At 51.9% G+C, this 18,960-nt stretch carries 20 protein-coding genes and 1 pseudogene; 20 read left to right on the top strand and 1 reads right to left on the bottom strand.

Features of this window, described 5'->3' with window-relative positions; genetic code table 11:
* Window positions 1–138: 138 nt before the first annotated feature.
* The gene (locus EL645_RS22335; RefSeq protein WP_126552546.1) at window positions 139–618 is read right to left on the bottom strand and encodes a hypothetical protein; all 480 of its coding nucleotides are present in this window, start codon (window positions 616–618) and stop codon (window positions 139–141) included.
* Between the two features lie 574 nt (window positions 619–1,192).
* On the opposite strand from EL645_RS22335, the gene EL645_RS22330 reads away from it, so the two are divergent.
* From EL645_RS22330 to EL645_RS22250, 20 genes and pseudogenes are all read left to right on the top strand, one after another.
* Entirely contained in the window at window positions 1,193–2,326 is a 1,134-nt protein-coding gene (locus EL645_RS22330) for a DegT/DnrJ/EryC1/StrS family aminotransferase (RefSeq protein ID WP_126552545.1), read from the top strand.
* Window positions 2,317–2,814, top strand: coding sequence for a Gfo/Idh/MocA family protein (locus EL645_RS22325; RefSeq protein ID WP_126552544.1), 498 nt, complete (start codon window positions 2,317–2,319; stop codon window positions 2,812–2,814). The genes EL645_RS22330 and EL645_RS22325 overlap by 10 nt, the downstream gene beginning before the upstream one ends.
* Window positions 2,811–3,359, top strand: coding sequence for a Gfo/Idh/MocA family protein (locus EL645_RS22320; RefSeq protein ID WP_126552543.1), 549 nt, complete (start codon window positions 2,811–2,813; stop codon window positions 3,357–3,359). The genes EL645_RS22325 and EL645_RS22320 overlap by 4 nt, the downstream gene beginning before the upstream one ends.
* Window positions 3,360–3,361: 2 nt before the next feature.
* The gene (locus EL645_RS22315; protein ID WP_126552542.1) at window positions 3,362–4,771 is read left to right on the top strand and encodes a nucleotide sugar dehydrogenase; all 1,410 of its coding nucleotides are present in this window, start codon (window positions 3,362–3,364) and stop codon (window positions 4,769–4,771) included.
* Window positions 4,772–4,785: 14 nt separating this feature from the next.
* The gene (locus EL645_RS22310) at window positions 4,786–6,078 is read left to right on the top strand and encodes a glycosyltransferase family 4 protein (RefSeq protein ID WP_126552541.1); all 1,293 of its coding nucleotides are present in this window, start codon (window positions 4,786–4,788) and stop codon (window positions 6,076–6,078) included.
* Window positions 6,078–6,767: a hypothetical protein gene (locus EL645_RS22305; RefSeq protein ID WP_126552540.1), complete on the top strand. Its 690-nt coding sequence runs from the start codon at window positions 6,078–6,080 to the stop codon at window positions 6,765–6,767. The genes EL645_RS22310 and EL645_RS22305 overlap by 1 nt, the downstream gene beginning before the upstream one ends.
* Entirely contained in the window at window positions 6,715–7,587 is an 873-nt protein-coding gene (locus EL645_RS22300) for an exopolysaccharide biosynthesis polyprenyl glycosylphosphotransferase (RefSeq protein ID WP_126552539.1), read from the top strand. The genes EL645_RS22305 and EL645_RS22300 overlap by 53 nt, the downstream gene beginning before the upstream one ends.
* Before the next feature lie 348 nt (window positions 7,588–7,935).
* Window positions 7,936–9,639, top strand: coding sequence for a tyrosine-protein kinase domain-containing protein (locus EL645_RS22295; protein ID WP_126552538.1), 1,704 nt, complete (start codon window positions 7,936–7,938; stop codon window positions 9,637–9,639).
* Window positions 9,629–11,206: an O-antigen ligase family protein gene (locus tag EL645_RS22290; protein WP_161977587.1), complete on the top strand. Its 1,578-nt coding sequence runs from the start codon at window positions 9,629–9,631 to the stop codon at window positions 11,204–11,206. Before EL645_RS22295 ends, EL645_RS22290 begins: the two co-directional genes overlap by 11 nt.
* The gene (locus EL645_RS39470; RefSeq protein WP_161977586.1) at window positions 11,206–11,400 is read left to right on the top strand and encodes a hypothetical protein; all 195 of its coding nucleotides are present in this window, start codon (window positions 11,206–11,208) and stop codon (window positions 11,398–11,400) included. Before EL645_RS22290 ends, EL645_RS39470 begins: the two co-directional genes overlap by 1 nt.
* A complete protein-coding gene (locus EL645_RS22285) occupies window positions 11,349–12,809 on the top strand; it encodes a D-glucuronyl C5-epimerase family protein (RefSeq protein ID WP_161977585.1) in 1,461 nt (486 codons plus the stop codon). Before EL645_RS39470 ends, EL645_RS22285 begins: the two co-directional genes overlap by 52 nt.
* Window positions 12,810–12,853: 44 nt before the next feature.
* Entirely contained in the window at window positions 12,854–13,375 is a 522-nt protein-coding gene (locus EL645_RS22280) for a glycosyltransferase family 4 protein (protein ID WP_246035441.1), read from the top strand.
* Between the two features lie 98 nt (window positions 13,376–13,473).
* Entirely contained in the window at window positions 13,474–14,721 is a 1,248-nt protein-coding gene (locus EL645_RS22275) for a lipopolysaccharide biosynthesis protein (RefSeq protein ID WP_126552534.1), read from the top strand.
* Between the two features lie 63 nt (window positions 14,722–14,784).
* Window positions 14,785–14,949: a hypothetical protein gene (locus EL645_RS39465; protein ID WP_161977584.1), complete on the top strand. Its 165-nt coding sequence runs from the start codon at window positions 14,785–14,787 to the stop codon at window positions 14,947–14,949.
* Between the two features lie 108 nt (window positions 14,950–15,057).
* The gene (locus EL645_RS22270; protein WP_126552533.1) at window positions 15,058–15,588 is read left to right on the top strand and encodes a glycosyltransferase; all 531 of its coding nucleotides are present in this window, start codon (window positions 15,058–15,060) and stop codon (window positions 15,586–15,588) included.
* Between the two features lie 26 nt (window positions 15,589–15,614).
* Window positions 15,615–16,316 (top strand): glycosyltransferase, encoded by a 702-nt coding sequence (locus EL645_RS22265; RefSeq protein WP_161977583.1) that lies wholly within the window; start codon window positions 15,615–15,617, stop codon window positions 16,314–16,316.
* A gap of 142 nt (window positions 16,317–16,458) precedes the next feature.
* Window positions 16,459–16,797, top strand: a pseudogene (locus tag EL645_RS44425) (glycosyltransferase family 4 protein); the annotation flags it as partial.
* Window positions 16,789–17,451, top strand: a complete 663-nt coding sequence (locus EL645_RS22260; protein WP_281276409.1) for a glycosyltransferase — start codon at window positions 16,789–16,791, stop codon at window positions 17,449–17,451. The pseudogene EL645_RS44425 and the gene EL645_RS22260, both read left to right, overlap by 9 nt.
* A gap of 12 nt (window positions 17,452–17,463) precedes the next feature.
* On the top strand, window positions 17,464–18,189 hold the full coding sequence (locus EL645_RS22255; protein WP_126552530.1) for a hypothetical protein: 726 nt from the start codon (window positions 17,464–17,466) through the stop codon (window positions 18,187–18,189).
* 136 nt (window positions 18,190–18,325) lie between these two features.
* Window positions 18,326–18,949, top strand: a complete 624-nt coding sequence (locus EL645_RS22250) for a hypothetical protein (RefSeq protein WP_126552529.1) — start codon at window positions 18,326–18,328, stop codon at window positions 18,947–18,949.
* Window positions 18,950–18,960: the final 11 nt, after the last annotated feature.

Raw genomic sequence — 18,960 nt, 5'->3', positions numbered from 1 at the left:
CTTTTGAGGATATAAATACCTGTATATCAGAAGCAATAGTATCGTTACATTGCGGCTATCATGACCATATTCAAGCGTAAAAAGAAGAGGCATGTGAGGGTCTGGCAATGCCTCTTCTTTTTGCCGCGTCTTATTAACTCAGTGCTCTTTGGGAAATGCAGAGGATGTCAGGCTCGTAATACTACATCCACGCTCGCGAATGGTCGATATTTCGAGATCAAAGCTGTGGAGCTTGCCTCGAATTGACGAGAGCGCTCGCCTGATTGGTCGCATCTCTTGATGCCAGGTGTCGTTGTTGAGGGCATCCTGCAAGCGTTGGCGGCATCGTGCAACGGAAGTTGAAGTTACACTATTGGAAATAATATACGATAAAAGCACTTCATAGGGACAATAGTGAGGATAAGATTCCATAATTGGAACCATTACCCGTATTTCATTTACACTAAATTGCTGTTCCATAATTTGCTGTGGTCCATCTACTAAAAGAGAAAGTGTACGTGTGTTCAAGTTAAGAGCTAAAATTTGATCTTCTGGTAGTAGACCTGGCAAACGGAAGTGAACAATGTTTGGCTCTGCTTCTTTCTGACGCTTAAGACGTATAGGCTGAGCCTTTTGCATAGACACTCCTCTATATATTATAGCAGTTCCATAAAAACAAGGCATATCATGACGTCATCAATACAACAGAAAACATGAGATTTTTTGTAACCTAGATCTTCTTCTGTATACTAACACAATAAGCATCACATTGTAAATTAAGCAAAGTTAGGCTAAATAGCTATACACATGCAATTTTGTCTTAAACGGGACGAAAAACAAGATGACCAGATAATGGCTATTTAAGCTCAGTGTAATGCTTTTTGCCGTAAAATTGCGGCCATAATGACCGCTTTTATGCGGTAATAAATACCACATCTCAATATATGATTACATGCAAAGTCGGTTATCACGTTCAGTAAAGTTAGACTTCTCGCAGATACATTTCATACTATTGTTGGGTATACTCACCGATGAAGACCATCCTGTAAATCAAGTCGGAGAACTATCACCTCCACAAACTCATTCCAAACATCCACTTCATTGATGTTGCACTTAAAAGCATTTAGCATTCTCGATTGCACTGGATGTTCTGTAAAAGCCATTGGAAACGCCGCTCGCTCGCGGCATCATGCGCGTGGACGAGGTAATTTTTATGATCGATATTGCTCATCCAATAATGGGGGTTGAGGAGGAAGAGGCTGTTCGACGTGTGCTCGCCTCAGGCAAGCTAGCTCAGGGAACAAACGTTGCAGCTTTTGAGCAGTGTTTCGCTGAACTTTGTCACGTTCGTGAAGCTATTGCGGTTTCTTCTGGCACATCCGCTTTGCTGCTGGCTTTGCTGGCCCATGATATTGGACCAGGCGATGAAGTCATTACATCTGCTTTTAGTTTTACTGCTACCGCCAATGCTATTTTACTGGTCGGGGCAATACCAGTTTTTGTAGATATTGATCCAGAAACATATACGATTGACCCAATACAGGTTAGAGCTGCGATTACCAGGCGCACTAAAGTTATTATGCCAGTCCACCTATATGGGCATTTGAGCGATATGCAGCAACTGCAGATCATCGCACAAGAGCATTCATTGACCATAATAGAGGATGCGGCCCAGGCGCACGGCGCAACGATGCATGGATGCCTGGCAGGTAGCTTTGGCACCGGCTGTTTTTCTTTTTATGCGACTAAAAACATTACGACGGGGGGCGAGGGAGGCATGATCACTACCAATGATACAACGATCGCCGAGAAGGCTCGTCTCTTGCGCAACCACGGCCAGGTCTCTCGCTATAATCAGGTCGATCTTGGCTACAACATGCGTATGACTGAGATACAGGGTGCGATTGGTATCGCCCAGGTAAAAAAATTGGAAGACCTTACCCAGAGGCGCATCGCCAATGCACACTATTTATCGGAACAGCTACAAGATGCAGTGCAGACACCCGTTACCAGGCCTGGCTATCGCCATGTCTATCATCAATACACTATTCGTATTACGCGCATGGATCGCAATCAGTGTGCAATAAAATTGCGTGATTGCGGAATCGAAACAACGGTCCATTATCCTTTGCCTATTTATAGACAGCCATTCTATCGTCGCACAACTTCTCTTTATCGCATTTTTACTTCTGAGAAGCGCAAAAGACAGAAAGATGGCGATCTACCAGGTCACCTTCCCGTGACCGAGCAAGCTACCCAGCAGGTCTTATCGTTGCCGGTTCATCCTGCCTTGAGTCCCGAGGACCTGGCAAAGATTGCGAGAGAGGTATTAGCACTATGCAAATAAAGGTTGCGGTGGTGGGTGCTGGTTCAATGGGCATGAACCATTTACGAGTCTTAAAGGATTTTGACGAGGAACAGCTACAGCTGGTTGGTGTGGCGGAGTCCTATGCACCTGTCTTGAAACAGGCGGTAGGTCGCTTTCATATCCCTGGCTTCGCCGACTATCGTCAGATGATCGAGCAGTTGCGCCCGGACCTGGTTGCGGTGGTGGTTCCAACCCACCTGCATTTTGAGGTCGCTGCTTTTGTGCTGAGTCAGGGTATCAATGTCTTGATTGAAAAACCCTTCACCCAGACTATCGAGGAGGGTCAGCGTTTACTTGAGTTGGCCCGCATACACAATGTAAAAATTGCTGTTGGGCACGTTGAGCGCTTCAATCCAGCGGTGGTAGAGCTCAAGCGACAGCTACAAGCTGGGGCGCTCGGGAATATGTTTTATTTACATGCCCGCCGCATCGGTCCTTTTCCTCCCGCATTCGCGATGTCGGGGTGACACTGGACCTGGCCTCCCATGACATCGATGTGATGCGCTACGTCGCCAATGCCGATGTGGTGCATGTCTATGCGCAAACCCAGCAGCAAATTCATAGTACCCATGAGGATTTATTGCTCGGACTACTGAGCTTTAAAAACGGTGCCATTGGGGTGCTGGATGTCAACTGGCTCACGCCAACCAAGGTGCGTGAACTCTCGGTCACCGGCGAAAAAGGAATGTTTCTGGTGAACTATCTGACCCAGGAGGTCCTTTTCTATGAAAATGACTATACGCCAACTGATTGGGATGCCATGCGCTCGTTGAAAGGGGTTAGCGAGGGGACTATGACGCGCCTGAAGGTGCAAAAAGCTGAGCCATTACAGCTCGAATATAAAGATGTGCTTGCTGCGCTTACCAATGATGTGTTGCCAACCGTTTCGGGTGAGGATGGGATTGCTGTGCTGCAGGTTGTACAACAACTGGCTGCCAGTAAACAGGCGTTGAGTGGGTCCGCTCTACCTGATCAGCCTATTCAGCTTACCGCCATGGAGGTCGAGATATAGTTATGCCTCAATCTATACCATCCTCATCGTTAGCGCCCGTTGCTGTCATTGGCCTGGGTAAGATCGGTCTGCCCCTGGCAGTACAGTATGCACTGCATGGCAGGCAGGTGATCGGGTGCGATATTAACCCTCGGGTGATTGAGTCTGTGAAAGCTGGCATCTCCCATGTTCAAGGTGAGCCGGAATTAAGCCAGAAGCTGGCTGAGGTGGTGGCCAGCGGACATCTGGACGCGACGTGCTCAACCAGTGAAGCAGTCAAACAGGCGGGCGTGGTGGTTGTGATTGTGCCTGTGGTTGTCAATGAGGATCATGAGGTCGATTTTAGCTCTATCGATGCCGCTACGGTCGCGATTGGGAATGGATTGCGACCCGGAACGCTGGTGATCTATGAAACGACCCTTCCGGTTGGGACGACTGCGGGCCGCTTTGCACACATCCTGAGCCAGCAATCAGGCTATCAGGCAGGCCAGGATTTTCAGCTGGCCTATAGTCCTGAGCGGGTCTCATCTGGCTGCATTTTTCGGGATTTGCGCATCTATCCCAAGGTTGTTGGTGGTATCGATGAACAGAGTACGGCAGCGGTCAAGGCTTTCTATCGCTCTGTGCTGGATGATTCAACCGAGATCCTGGTGATGGATTCCGCGGACGATGCTGAACTGGTTAAGCTGATTGAAACGACCTACCGGGACGTCAATATCGCTCTTGCCAATGAGTATGCGCGCTTTGCCGATGCGCGTGGCCTCAATATCAATGCTGCCATTGTGGCGGCCAATACTCAACCTTACTCACATATTCATACGCCAGGAGTGGGAGTGGGCGGACATTGTATCCCGGTCTATCCTTACTTCCTGCTGGCTGGTGCGGCGGATCTTCCTTCTAACGCGGCGTTTCCACAGTTGACCCTACCGCGCCTGGCGCGCCGCATCAATGATAGCATGGCTGAATATGCCGTCCAGCGCATTGAAAATGAACTGGGCTCCCTGGCAGGACGATCCATATTGATCCTGGGAGTAGCCTATCGGGGTAATATCCAGGAGGTCGCCTTTACCAGCGCGCAACTGCTCCAGAGTGCCCTCGTTGCTCACGGGGCCGAGGTCTATGTAGATGATCCATTGTTTAGCGCCGAGGAGTTACATGCTCAGGGCTATGCCCATATCTTAATCCCTGAAGATGAGAATAAGGTGTGCGCCATTATTCTGCAAGCAGCCCATCAGGAATACACTACACTGGCAAGCGAGCTGGCCCATGGGCGATTTGCCCATTGCCAGGTCATATTAGATGGTCGTAACGCGTTGCCGCGTGAAGCGATTGAAGCACTGGGGCGACGTTATATAGCCATTGGCGATGGTCAACCAGGTACAACCGAGCGTCTACGTAGGGAATATGAGATCACGTCTCCGCTGACCAGCTAGGAAAGACAATACCCATGACGCATATTTTGATTGTTTCACGCTATTATCCACCCGAGATTGCGGTGACGGGAGTATGCTTGAGCGAGGTGGCCAAACGTCTGGTAGCGCTGGGACACCAGGTGACGGTATTGACGACGGTTCCCAGTTATCCAACTGGCGTTGTACCGGCTGAATATCGGGGTCATCTGATACAGAATGAGGAACGCGATGGCGTGCGTATTATCCGTACCTGGTCCTATGCCGCTGCTAATCGAGGCTTTTTTAAACGCGTCCTGGCCCAATTCTCTTTTGGTTGTCTGGCTCCTATTCTGGGCTGGCGCGCGGTGGGTCGGCCTTCAGTGGTCATTGTGAGCTCACCTCCGCTGTTCAATGTCATTGCAGGCCGCCTGCTGGCCTGGCTGAAACATGCTCCACTGATCTTACGTGTGGCCGATCTCTGGCCTGAGTCGGCTGTGCAGCTGGGAATGTTGAAAAATCCGCTGCTGATTCGTTTGGCGGAATGGCTAGAGTGGTCGACCTATCAACAGGCAAGCTTTGTCTGGGTGGTCACTGAGGGTATTCGCAATCGCTTGCTGCAGCGTGGCCTCCCTCTGGAAAAGATCTGTCTACTTACAAATGGGGTGGATACCAGCACGTTCGCGCCCACCTCCCAGGCTGCTGCGCGCGCCGAGTTGGGTTGGGACGACCGTTTCACGGTGCTGTATGCGGGAGGACATGGTATTTCCCATGGACTGACTAACGTTCTGGATGCTGCGGAACAGTTGCAGTCAGATACACAAATCCGCCTGGTACTGGTTGGGGATGGTGCTGAAAAGTCACGCCTGGTTGCTGAGGCCGAGCGGCGACAACTCACGAATGTAACCTTTCTGGCGGCCCTGCCACATCACGACATGCCGCGCTTGCTAGCCGCTGCGGATGCCTGCCTGGTACATGTACGAAAAGTTCCGCTTTTCCAGGGCATGCTGCCCGTCAAGATGTATGAGGCTATGGCTTGCGCACGTCCTATCCTCTTAGCTGTAGATGGTGAGGCACGCCAGCTGGCGGCACAGGAGGCAGGAGCCGCACTCTATGTTGAACCAGAAAATCCGGCAGCCCTGGCAGCAGCGATACGGCAGTTGCGGGACTCACCTGCATTGGCCAAAACGCTGGGCGAGCGTGGCCGCGAGCTGGTTGAGCGCCGCTTTGATTATGATCAGTTAGTACAAACCCTGAATGGACGCATCGCGATGCTTCCAGATCACAAATTACGCCGGCCCCTGAGCGCATCAAAAGCAGCTAATGTGAGTAGTGATAGAGGAGATAGGTGATGGATGTTGAGCAACATGGGCCAGCGCTATCGCTAGCCAGCGCGAATGAAGTTGTAGCAGTGACGCCCCGGGATAGCCAACCTGCACGAACGCCACAGAGAAAAAAAATATCACCTCCTATGTGGAGACTGGCCTTGATGGTGGGTGACTATCTTTTCTTGCTGCTGGCACTGGCCTCATTGCTCTTGCTGGTCCCGCTCTTTCATCCCCAGCTACGCATTACCTGGAATGATCCAGGCACCTGGCAAACAAAGTTGATCTGGGTCTGTATCGCCTTGATCTCCTGGAGTATCGCGGTCACCATCACACAGGCCCAGGATCTGCGCCGGGCCTCGAATCGCTTTAAAAGTCCTTTGCGTGCGGTACTGGCGCTGCTATTGATGGCCATATGCTGGCTGGTGTTAATCTATCCCTTTATCGCTGATCGACTGGCAATCTATACGACGGCGCTCGTGCTTTTTCTGCTGGTGGCCATTCCCCTGCTAGGACTCTGGCGCATTGGGCTGGCCGATATTATGAACCTACCCATCTTTCGACCGCAGGCGGTCATTATTGGCACGGATATCATCAGCAATGCCTTGATCGCTGAGCTGCAAAACGCCAGGCGTCCACAGGTAAAGTTCCTCGGTTATATCAATGAAGTCACCCCAGCAGGTACTCAGCAGCAGGCTACCCATCCTGGGTGGTAAGATGGCGCTGCGCCACCTGGCAGAGACAGGAACGATTGATACTATCATTATGGCCACCGACTATAAAACGAACCGTGACCTCTTTCTAGAGGCGATCGAAACAACTCAGCTTGGCGTTTCGATTATACCTATGGCCACGCTCTATGAACGCTCGTTCGGCAAGATACCGGTCGAGCATATCGACGATCAATGGTATGCGGCCCTGCCGGCGGAACATGGACAGTCTGTTACACCACTCTATCTGGTCTGGCGCAAAAGTATAGATCTGCTCTTCGGACTGTGTGGGACCTTCCTGCTCTTACTTATCTTGCCTCTAGTGGCCTTGCTCATTCGACTTGATTCACCCGGGCCAATCTTTTATAGCCAGCCTCGGCTCGGCTATCGCGGGCGCCCCTTTTTGATCTATAAATTTCGTTCGATGTATATCGATGCAGAACAGATGGGTAAGGCACTCTGGAGTCGCAAACACGATGTCCGTATTACGCGCATGGGACGCTTTATGCGAGCCACCCATTTGGATGAGCTACCGCAGGTTATCAATATTCTCCGCGGTGAGATGAGCCTGATCGGGCCTCGACCAGAACGAGAAGAGTTCGTTGTCGAGTTAGAGCAAAGCGTGCCTTTTTATCGTTGCCGCCTGATGGTTACACCCGGACTTACCGGCTGGGCCCAGGTCAAATATCACTATGGTAATACTAATCGGGATACGCTGGTGAAACTGCAGCATGATTTGTATTATATCAAGCATCAATCAATAACGTTAGACATATTTATTATGCTGAAAACGGTACAGGAAGTGTTATTATATCGAGGTATATGATTTTTTGTGGTTGTATCGCACCTTCAATTGGCGCGTAGCAACAAAGAAGTGCCTAACAGTACTCAAAAAAGGTGGACAAAGAGAGGCATAAGTTGGCGCGAAATATACCTCTTTTTGCTAATTGACGCTCAAGAAAATGCGTTCTAGAATAGCGCTAAGCCATTCACTTGAGCGAGCAAATTGATTAAGTGATCGCCGAAACCAATAACGTAACATCGGCCAGTGGACTTGATCTCAATCTAAAAATACACCCGGAATTGAGACAGTTGGGATTGAAGCAGTACAACGAAAATCTATGAATCCGTATGTTTGCATACGTCTACCTATGAAAAGTGGAGCGGATTTTCAATGATGATAGAACAATATTGGAATATTTTTTTAAAACGCTGGTGGATTATTCTGGCTTGCATGCTTCTGGTGGGAAGTGGGGCCTATATTGGAAGCAAGCTGATGACGCCTTCATACAAGTCGTATACACTTGTGCAGATTACGCTACGCACAAATACCAGCCAGACGGATATCAATAGCTTGCTGGCCAGCGATCAGCTAGTGCAGACGATGACGCTCCTGGCGACTGGCGATCCCGTACTCCATGAGGTCGCTTCACATTATCCACATATGAGCGCGGATAAACTGGCAGGCATGGTCAGTGCCAGCGTTAAAACTAACACGCAGCTCTTTGAAATTGATGTACAGGGTCCCAATCCACAACAAAATGCCCAGATTGCTAATGATGTGGCATCCACCTTGATCCAACAACAACAACAGGCAACCCAGCAAAGTAATCAGCAGGCCCAGGCTCAGTTTCAGCAGGAGATCGATACCACCCTGGGCAATATCAATACCCTCTCACAGCAAATCGCTGACGCTCAAAAAGGTGCGCAGATCACAGCCTTGCAATCTCAGTTAAATGGCCTGCAGCAACATTATAACGAGATGCAAACAACCCTGGCACAATTAAAACTGACTCAGGCTCTCAATAGCAATATCCTGACTATCGCCCAACCAGCTCAACCATCAAGCAAGCCTGTACAACCTAATACTTTCCTCAATACTGCCGCTGGCCTGCTCTCAGGACTTTTCCTGGGCTTTTTGCTGGCGCTCTTGCTGGCCCAATTTGACACACGCCTGCGCCTGCAGGATCTTACCCAGATGGTCGATTGGCCTGTACTGGGGACTATCTGGAATAGTCATGCATCTAACTACAGAAATCTTATCTATCCCAATGGACCGGCGATCAATAGTGAGGCTTACCGCATCTTACGTACCAATATAGGGCTCTTGCGTGTCGATAATCCTATACGCTCTCTGTTGGTGTCCAGCAGTACGGCGAGCGAGGGAAAATCTGTTACCTCTATCAACCTGGCGATCTTTATGGCCAAATCTGGTCACAGTACGCTCTTGATCGACGCGGATCTACGCAATCCTTTATTGGATGAAGCCTTCGATCTGCCCGAAGATGTGCGGGGCCTGAGCAACGCGGTGCTGACCATGGGCACCCCGGTGACGACAAACTCCGGCAAGCTCCTCCAGGCTATTCCCCCACCCCTAGAGGACATTGAGGAACAGGGTTATTCGCCAGTCACAGAGAGCATGCTGAAACCATTTATACATCCTGTACCAGATGTTCCTAACCTGTGGATTATGCCAACGGGCCCGCTTCCCCCTAACCCACCTGAGTTGCTGGATTCGAGGGCGATGCAAAAGTTGCTGGCAGCCATACACGAGTGCGACTTTGAAATGATCATCTTCGATACGCCACCACTACTTGGCCTGTCTGATAGCAGTATCCTGGCGGCGAAAATCAAAGATCTTTTACTGGTCATTGATATTAAGAAAGCCAGGCGAACTCAGATTGAGCGAGTCAAGACACTGACTCAGCAGGCAGGCATTACAGTGCTTGGCTATGTGATCAATAAACAAACGCAAAAGTATGCCGATCTTCCCTATGGCTATCGCTATGGGCATAAAAAACAGAAATATCATCAGAGCTTGCCAGAAATTCAGGCGGCGGCTGTCTCGATGGATAGGGGAAGCCGCGATGCCAGGTAGATACTGGATGGCATTGCTGCTTGTGGCGGCGGCGGCGGGTCTGGTGCTCCTGGGCATAACAGGCTCGTTGGCCCCATCGCTGCTCATCACGCTCTTGCCTGCGACCTCAACGGCCCATACCTTCGCCTCGCTGTTCTGGGGACTCATTATTGGCGGCATTTTGTTTGCCATCCTGCTGTTCTTGCGGCAATATACGCTGCTGGCGACGATTGTTGTTGCTCTGCATCTGTATGTGGATTGGTATCTGGGGCTGCTGGCGATGGCCCAGGTGATTGCGCTGTTGCTGCTGCTGATCTTTTTTATGGCCCGCTCGCCCGACTATCCCTGGACGGAACCGCGCTTGCTGTGGCTCTGGCTACTCTATCTCGGCCTGGGCCTTTTCCCTGCTATCCAGGGTTCGCGCATATTGAAGGATTTCTTTTTCTACTATCCAAATACGATTGTGGGAGCTCTGTTGATCTTCTGGCTTGGACACCTGGTGGCACGCGATATTGCCAGCCTGCGCACCCTGTTTCAATTTCTGACCAGCTTTGCTGCTTTGCTGGCTCTCCACACCATTATATTGGGTCTGACCGGGAAGTTTCTCCTTTCGTCAGGCTCGGTAGATGCTTATGTGGCGCAACAGGGCAATTACTTCTCCAATGATATTGGGGTCAATCGCTATGGGGGCTTCTTTATCGATCCTAACTGGAATGGCACGTTCTTTGCGATGATGATCTTTGTCTCCTTCGGGCTCTTGCTGCAAAGCTCATCCTGGCCAGGAAAATTATTCTATCTGGGTACAACGCTAATAATGTTGCCGGCCCTGCTCTTTACCTATAGCGCAGGCGCGCTGCTGGCGACGGGCGCGGGCATTCTCTGTTTTATCATTCTGGCCGGAGATGCGCGCTATCGTATTCAAATTCCTTTTTGCCTGTTGATGGTAACTAGCTTTGCCGTCTTTATCTTCCCTGACCAGGTTGGACGTATTTTGCAACGCAGTAGCGGTGGGAATCTGCCTTTACGCATGGGAGCCTGGGAGACTGCGCTGGCGGTAATCGCGGCCAATCCATTGACTGGCGTAGGGATCGGGCTGACCAATTATCTGCTGCGTGCTGAACCCTTTCGGGTGGCCGCCCAGTATATCCCACTGGACCATCCACACGAATCTTATTTAGAGATGGGAGCAATGGCGGGCCTGCCATTTCTCTTTGTCTTCCTGCTCCTGCTTACTTTTGCTGTTCGACAGGCATTGCGCTACTGGATGGCGGCGGATAAATCGACCCGCACCTTGCTAGGAGGTGGAATAGCGGCCATCGTAGCACTCAGCGTCAATAGCCTGACCATCAATGCCTGGACCCTACCACCGATTGCGGAATTAGGCTGGCTCATACTAGGAGCGCTGTCGTCGCCATTGCTGGCTCGCTATATCGCGCCAATTAAGTCACAGAAGGACGCTAATTCTCTGATCAAAACACAAGTACAGTCCACTAAAGAGAGGACCGTGCTCACCCAGCCCCTCTCTTTTTCGGCTGCTACTCTAAAAACTCAAACATCGCGACAGGCGCAGAGAAAGGATGAGATGTAATGCCAATTGAACAGCAGAAGCCGCGCGCGGCACATGTTGCGTCGCCCTTTCCGCTCGATCTATCCGCATTCCTGGCCAACCCATTCTCAGAGGAGGACACTGCTAAACATGACATACCTCCCTGGATGTGGCGCGGTATGCATTGGCGCATTGGAATCTCTACCTGGCAACCGAACAGGACAGTGAGCAGCTAACCATCTTTTTGCAGCAAGCGGACTGGTTTGTGTCCCATGAAACGCGCATTGGCCCCGAGGCTGGTGGCTGGCCGGTTGCGCTTCCATCCACTGGCATCTATGCTGGAAAACATGCGCTCTCAGCACAGGTGCAGGGCTATGCGCTGGCGATTTTGCTGCGCGCCTACCACCTCACTGGCCAGGAGCAGTTTCTCCTGGTTGCCCACCGGGCTGCGCACACCTTCGAGCTGGATATCCTGGACGGCGGAGTCAGTGCTCCACTTGGACCTGATGGTGTATGCTTTGAAGAGCTGGCACTTTATCCTGCAAGCCATGCCCTGGCTGGTTGGATAATCGGCTTGCTGGGTTTATCTGATTATCTGGCCGAGACACACAAAGACTCTATCGAGCAATTAATACAGCACACCCTGATGACGCTCCAGCACATGCTGCTGGCATATGATACCGGCTTCTGGACCTATCATGACCTGCTTCAACGCGCCCTTACAACTCCTGGGCAGCTTGATGGCCAGATCGCGCTTCTCGAAAGTCTCTCTATCTACCCTGAAGCGGACTTTTGTAGCACATGGGCCAAACGCTGGAAAGGGTATCTGCATGCGGTTATTGGGAAAAAACGTGCCACAATTACACGCCGCCTGACAAACATACAAAGCGCGCTCTGGCAAATGGGCCGTAAAGCCTTATTTCCGCGTACAGCTGCCAGGAATCCCTTGCGAGTCTGCGTTCCAATTCCGGCATTCCCTTTTACAGGCGGTATGCTCACGGTGCTGGAGAAAGTGAGCCTGGTGACTCAAGGTATATGGCAGATGGAGTACCTGACCCGTTCGGTGGGCGAGCAGACGGCGGGCATGACCATTCGGCGCTTCGGTACCCCTAGAATGTCACCGGCTCATCTACCTTTTGCGCTACTCTATGTCACCACTGGCTGCTCGAAATTGCTTGCACTGCTGCGGCAGGGGGCCAACTATCATGTGGTTATGCCCCAGGATGGAGCATATACGGCGGCTTTTTCTGGCCTGGCCGCCAAAATTGCGGGCGTCCGCGTTGTGTGCATGGATCATGGCCACCTGACGTTGCGGCAGAATCGCGCCCATCGTGCCGAGCGCTTACAGGCCCTGGCACATAGAAGCTGGTTGCGACGTGCGCTGATCGGTCACATAGAAGAGGCATGCTACTGGCCATTTTATGCAGCGATGACCCATATAGCGGCGCGGGTCACCGATCATTATCTGGTTCCAGGTCTACCTGGAGATGGTGTTGAAGCGGCCTGTGCGCGCCTGGGCGTGCCTCTTGACCGCATCACACGCTTTGACAGCATGGTGGAAATTGAGCGTCACTTTGTTCTGGACCTGCTTGCCAGAACACACGAACGGCAAACACGTCATATCGCCCCGATGCCATCCTGGTGATTATGGTCTGTCGCTTAAATCCCGCTAAAGGCATTGAGGTCGCTTTGCATAGTCTAAGCCAAGCCCTCCAGCGCCTTCCCAGCGAGCTCGCCGGACGCGTACGCCTGCTCATTGCCGGGGATGGTCCATTACGTGAGGAGGTTAAAGCTACTATCCAGCACTATAAACTGGAACAAGCCTGTCTGCTCTGGGGTGATACGCCAGCCTCTGAGGTCCTTTCATTGCTTGCTATCAGCGATATCTTTCTCTATACCAGTACGCGCGGAGCCTGCTTCTCGATGGCGATGCTGGAGGCCATGGCTTCTCGCTGTGCGGTTATTGCCTCAACGGAACCGCGGGCCAACGCACAATTGCTGGCCGAACAACGCGGAATTGCGGTCGCGGCCAATGACGTAGAACAGACCAGCGCGGCCCTGGTACAACTCATCAAACAACCAGAGCTATGCCAGCAAATGGGGGCAGCGGCGCGCGCTTACGTTGCCCACCACCATAGCACCAACATGTTCAGGCGCACCTTGCAACGCACTACCTACTGGGCCGAACTGGATACATTATTGAGCGAATAAGAGGAAAGAAAAGCAAGATCCATAGATGCGGGACTCGCGCCCAATTTTTCCCGCTTGAAAAACAACAAATATTGGTCGAAATCTTGAAGGATGTTGAAATGGAATCATCGCTCCCAATCCCGGCGGCGGTCGAAAAGAAAAACGAATATCTGCTCCAGCTGCGCTCACTACTTAAGAGCTCCGGCATCTATGCGCTGGCGTCACTGGCCTCGCCTTTGATCGCCCTGGTCATGTCTCCATTTCTGACACATACACTCTCCCATGACGATTATGGAGCGCTGGCGGTGCTCACGACGGTCATCGCTCTGGCTGCTGGCATTTCTCAGCTGGGGATGGGGAGTGCCTTCTTTCGTACTTATAGCTATGATTATGAGTCACCACAGGATAAACTCAAGGTGTTGTCAACCACGGTCACTATCTTGCTGCTGACCGCGCTGCCGCTGACGATCCTGATGTTTCTATGTGCTCCCTGGCTCTCACAGCTCTTGTTTGAAACAACTCTATACGCCGATCCAATCCGCTATGCAGCCGTGGTAATTCTTCTGCAAAACATGTCTATCCCAGGCTACTCATGGCTACGGGCTGAGAACAAGGCCCTGGCCTATTCAATACTTTCGATCGCCTATTTGTTACTAAATCTACTGGCTACCGTGATACTGGTCGGTCCCTTGCATGCCGGGATCAGCGGGGCTCTCCTGGCCAGCGGCCTGGGTTACGCGCTGGTCGTCCTTTTAACAATACCGGTGATTATTTTCCGCTCCGGCCTACTACTCTATCCCAGAATGGCGGGAAACCTGCTCTCCTTTGGCTTACCCCTGGTCTCCAATTTCGTCTCGGTCTGGATCTTGCAGCTCTCGGATCGCTATCTGTTGAGCCATTTCGGCTCGCTCTCCGAAACTGCTAGCTATTCAGTGGCCTATACGCTGGGTGGAGTTGTCAGTGTGGTGATCCTTTCGCCGTTCTCGCTGGCCTGGCCAACAACGATGTATAGTATCGCTAAGAAACCTGCGGCGCGTGAAACGTTCCAGGTTATTTTTCACTGGTTCAGTATCGTCTTGCTGCTAGCGGCCTTTGGGCTCTCTCTGCTCTCAACCCTGCTACTCACTTTCTTTTTTCCGACCGCCTACCATGCGGCCGCCCTGGTCATTCCCATTATTTCCGCCTCGTTGATGTTCTATGGGCTCTACACCATCTTTAATATTGGCGTGTCACTCAAGCGCAAAACCTGGTACGCAGCACTCTTTACCTGTAGCGCGGCCATTTTAAATGTGGTCCTGAACCTGGTGCTGATTCCGCGTTATGGTGCAATGGGGCGCGGCCTCGACGCTACTGGCCTATGCCTTTGACTGTATCGCCTATCGGTAGCTTTTTGACCTTATCGCTATCGGGTAAATCAGCGGCTCTACGCGGTGCCATTTCACAGCGGACTCTTTCTCTGCTCCTTTGCACTCGGCGTGCTGATCTATATCGGAGCGACCCTGCTGACCCGGCCGCTGGGCGGCATCGCGCTGTGTGCCGTCTACCTGGGGCCTTTATTCTATATGCCATTGGTCTGCTTTTTCTTTCACCACTGAAAAGCCCACTAGCGCTACTGCGTGTAGCAAGGAGGATGTTCTCTCGTGAAGATCGAATCACGTCCTGACATTCGAATAGAGCACGGCAAGCTGGAGGGCCGTGGACGCGTGCATATCTGTATGCATGTACTGGCCAATGCGCGCGATGATGTTCGAGTCATGCGCGAGGCCACTGCACTGACCGCGGCCGGCTACCAGGTAAGCGTGGTCGACGTGGTCTCTGCACGGCATGGACCCGCGCAAGAGACGATCCAGGGCATCCTCATGCGACACATTTACCTGGAAAGCTGGTCCACGCCCTCACGCATAAAAATCGGGTTCCTGTTCAAGATGCTGTATGTGATCAGTGCCGCTATGCTCCTCCTGATCCGCTCCCGGGCCAACATCTATCACGCCCATTCGGACTTCCGCGAGCTGCCCGCCTGCTACCTGGCCTCGCTCTTGACGCGCAAGCCGCTCGTCTTTGACGCTCATGAGCTCCCCCTCTCCGATCCAGGCCTCGACCGCTGGTCGCTGCTGAAGCGACTGGCCAATGGCCTGCTCAAAATCATGCTGCGACACTGTATAGCCATCATCACGGTCTCGCCCCCCTGGTCGATGAGCTACACAAACGCTATCCCGGTCCCCGTGCCACCTTGATCCGCAACATCTTGCCCTACCAGGAAGTGACACCCGGTAAGCGCTTCCATCAGCAGCTAAATCTACCTCCGCAAACACAGATAGTGCTCTACCAGGGCAATATCCAGGCCAATCGTTCGCTCGAACGACTTATCTACGCGGCACGCTTTCTGGACCCCGATATCGTCATCGTGCTCATGGGACGCACCAGGGGAAAGATACTCACGCAATTGGAGGCATTGATTGCCCAAGAAGGAGTGGCAGATCGGGTAAAAATCTTGCCGCCAGTGCCCTATGCGGAGCTTCTAAGCTGGACCGCCTCAGCCGATCTGGGGCTGACCGTCTATTCTCCGGGCTATTCAGATAATGTACGCGTCTTCTTGCCGAATAAGCTATTTGAGTATTTCATGGCCGGGCTGCCGGTTCTCTCTGCTCCGCTTGAAGCAGTCACCGAGATTATTACTCGACATGATACTGGTGTGATCCTCTCCTCACTGGAACCAGAGGATGTCGGTAGTACCATCAATACCCTGTTAAAAGATAGCGTGGCCTGGAACGGATGCATCAGCACGCCTTGCGAGCCGCCAGTGAACAGTTGTGCTGGGAAAAAGAAAGTCCTCGACTCATTCAATTATATGATGAGCTATCTGTTACGCGGCAATCAAGAAAAGCTGCGGCTCAAGCAACGGGTAAAATCGAGCATATCTGCATGCATGTACTGGGTAATGCAAGCAACGATGTGCGGGTGATGAGGGCGGCCACTGCCCTGCTCGCGGGAGGCTATAAAGTCTCGGTCGTCGACGTTGTAGAGGCCAGCCGGCGGCGAGCAGCCCAGGAGAAGGTCCGTGGAGTGCAGATCCAGCATGCCCAGGGTCGCGAGCCTTTACTGCGACCCGCTTTGAGCGCTGGACCCTACTCCGCGTTGCCTGGATCTTTATGCGTAGTACATTCTTACTTCTACGTACGCCAGCTGACATCTATCATGCCCATGATGTCTCAGGACTGCCAGCCTGCTATATCGCCGCCTGCTTGCGCCGCAAACCATTGGTATTTGAGTCCCATGAGATGCCCTTGTTTGAGCGTCCTTTGTCTGAGCTAAATAGCAGCCGGAGATTCTTACGCACAATCCTCGCGCTGCTCCTCAAACGCATTGTGCCCCGTTGTGCTGGCGTCATTACCGTCTCGCCTCCCATCGTAGAAGAGATACGACGTCGCTACCATGTGTCCAGGATCGCGCTGCTGCGTAACCTGCCCGAGTATCGCGAGGTTCCCAGGAACAATCGCCTGCGCGAGCATTTACAGCTAGCTGCCAGCACGCGCATTGTACTCTATCAGGGCAATATCCAGCCCAACCGCGAATTAGATCGGCTGATTCACGCTGCCAGCCACTTTGAACCAGGTATTGTGCTGGTCATTATGGGCAAAGATATGAAGGGCACGGTCAGTCAACTCCACTCCCTGATCGAGCAGCAAGGGGTTGCTGGCCAGGTCAAAATCTTGCCGCCAGTGCCCTATAGCGAGCTCCTGACCTGGACCGCTTCGGCCGATCTAGGGGTCACCATCTATTCACCCGACTACTCGCTCAATGTCAGTATGTTTCTACCCAACAAACTCTTTGAATATCTGCTGGTCGGCGTGCCAGTGCTCAGTTCCAACATTGGACCTATCGTAGAAGTCATTCAAAAATACGACGTCGGACAGATCATTGCATCATTGGCACCCGAGGATATCGCGGCTGCGATCAATCTACTCCTGCACGATAAAGAGGCACTGCAACGCATGCGTGCCCATGCACTCACAGCCAGCCGCGACGAACTATGCTGGGAGAAAGAAAGCCCGCGCTTGCTGCAACTTTATGCTGAAATTGCTCACAAAGAGTGTTAGAAGGGAGACACCATGCATACATTCTCGCTGGCAGCTTATCGGGACCTGCTGCTAAACCTGAAGGAGGCAGGCTATGATTTTGCTTTCTACGAGGAGAGTGAACAACGCCTGGCCGCTAAAAAGCCCTTTGTCATTCTGCGCCATGATGTAGATATCAGTTTAAGGGCCGCCCTGGAAATGGCGCAGGTAGAGCATGACCTGGGCCTACGCGCCGTCTATTTCGTGCTTTTTCGCTCGCCCTTCTACAATCTGTTGAGTCGTCAGAATGCAGAAATCATGCAACAACTCCATAATTATGGGCATCAGCTAGCCCTGCATGTAGACCTGGCTGCCTACGATGAACATTGTGAAAAAGCCCTGTTGGAGATCGAACTGCTCTCAAAGTTCTTTCCCTTTGTGAATACCGGGGTTGCCACACTGCATAGCCCGGTACAGATCGAAAACCTTCCTATCGAACTTTTCCAGCCACTCAACGCAGTCTATGGCCTGACCCTACGCAAAGGCGAGATTGCTTATATTAGCGACTCAACCGGTCGCTGGCGCTATGGACATCCACTCGATTCAGAAGCCTTTTTTACGCGCAAACCCATTCAACTATTAACCCATCCAATCTGGTGGGTACAAGAAGGAGAAACGGCCACCGCCAAATTAGAGGCCTGGTTCTACCAGGACTACCTGCATACCAGCGAGTTGGCCAAAACATTTCTACCCAAACTCTATAAAGCCCAGCAACGATAAATCTCTTCTCTTGCACAACTCCTGAAAAAGTTTGATTAAAAGGCAAGTGGGATGCAGGGACAGCAATCCGGGAGAGGCCAGAAAAGGGAAACCGAGTAGATAAATGCAGCAAGTAATGAAACAAAAGGTGAAACCGATGCCAAAAATAGTACGGGTTCTTCTCCCTATAATCCTTATTACCCTGTCCATCCCACTCTATTTCCTTTACGTGGATCAAAACGCCCAATCGATCGCCCTACCCAACATTACCGTTGCCCAGGACCTGTATAAGTCCCACATCCTGGGTGGTTTCAGTCTATCGACACCCGACATCATCCAGAACGCCCACAGCAATGGCATTCAAGTAGAATTCAGGTATGGCGGAGCCCCCAACCCAACCGATGCGCAGGGACAAAAACTCAAGGCGCTCAACATGAAAGTCATCGATGGTTTTGTTGCCAGCTACCTGGAGTACTATGAATGTCATCGCACCAAAACAATCATCCCCCCACCCGCTGGACAGGGCCAGTACTGCCGCCAGGATAGCCATCCCGAATTAGCTAACGAGCAAGCGCTCCTCTCAGCAATCGAGCAACACCTCAAAGCGGTACAGAATAACCAGCTGGTAATAGGCTACTGGATCCTCGATGACTGGGTCCCCTGGGATACTGGCAGTGCCAAAGCGCTACTCAGCAAGATTCACGACCTCATCCACCGTTATACGCCCACGCGGCCCGCTATCTGCGGCTTTGGGCAGCCCTCGACGGCCCTGGACAGATAAATTGGAACGAT

This window comes from Dictyobacter kobayashii, assembly GCF_003967555.1.
Lineage (GTDB): Bacteria > Chloroflexota > Ktedonobacteria > Ktedonobacterales > Ktedonobacteraceae > Dictyobacter > Dictyobacter kobayashii.
The sequence above is the reverse complement of the archived record's forward strand: the minus strand, read 5'-3'. Positions and strand labels throughout refer to the sequence as shown.

What these genes read in the sequence shown, in the direction of transcription:
- EL645_RS22335 (WP_126552546.1), bottom strand. Translation starts at nt 618, where the DNA reads ATGCAAAAGGCTCAGCCTATACGTCTTAAGCGTCAGAAAGAAGCAGAG.
- EL645_RS22330 (WP_126552545.1), top strand. Translation starts at nt 1,193, where the DNA reads ATGATCGATATTGCTCATCCAATAATGGGGGTTGAGGAGGAAGAGGCT.
- EL645_RS22325 (WP_126552544.1), top strand. Translation starts at nt 2,317, where the DNA reads ATGCAAATAAAGGTTGCGGTGGTGGGTGCTGGTTCAATGGGCATGAAC.
- EL645_RS22315 (WP_126552542.1), top strand. Translation starts at nt 3,362, where the DNA reads ATGCCTCAATCTATACCATCCTCATCGTTAGCGCCCGTTGCTGTCATT.
- EL645_RS22310 (WP_126552541.1), top strand. Translation starts at nt 4,786, where the DNA reads ATGACGCATATTTTGATTGTTTCACGCTATTATCCACCCGAGATTGCG.
- EL645_RS22305 (WP_126552540.1), top strand. Translation starts at nt 6,078, where the DNA reads ATGGATGTTGAGCAACATGGGCCAGCGCTATCGCTAGCCAGCGCGAAT.
- EL645_RS22300 (WP_126552539.1), top strand. Translation starts at nt 6,715, where the DNA reads ATGAAGTCACCCCAGCAGGTACTCAGCAGCAGGCTACCCATCCTGGGT.
- EL645_RS22295 (WP_126552538.1), top strand. Translation starts at nt 7,936, where the DNA reads ATGATGATAGAACAATATTGGAATATTTTTTTAAAACGCTGGTGGATT.
- EL645_RS22290 (WP_161977587.1), top strand. Translation starts at nt 9,629, where the DNA reads ATGCCAGGTAGATACTGGATGGCATTGCTGCTTGTGGCGGCGGCGGCG.
- EL645_RS39470 (WP_161977586.1), top strand. Translation starts at nt 11,206, where the DNA reads ATGCCAATTGAACAGCAGAAGCCGCGCGCGGCACATGTTGCGTCGCCC.
- EL645_RS22275 (WP_126552534.1), top strand. Translation starts at nt 13,474, where the DNA reads ATGGAATCATCGCTCCCAATCCCGGCGGCGGTCGAAAAGAAAAACGAA.
- EL645_RS22255 (WP_126552530.1), top strand. Translation starts at nt 17,464, where the DNA reads ATGCATACATTCTCGCTGGCAGCTTATCGGGACCTGCTGCTAAACCTG.
- EL645_RS22250 (WP_126552529.1), top strand. Translation starts at nt 18,326, where the DNA reads ATGCCAAAAATAGTACGGGTTCTTCTCCCTATAATCCTTATTACCCTG.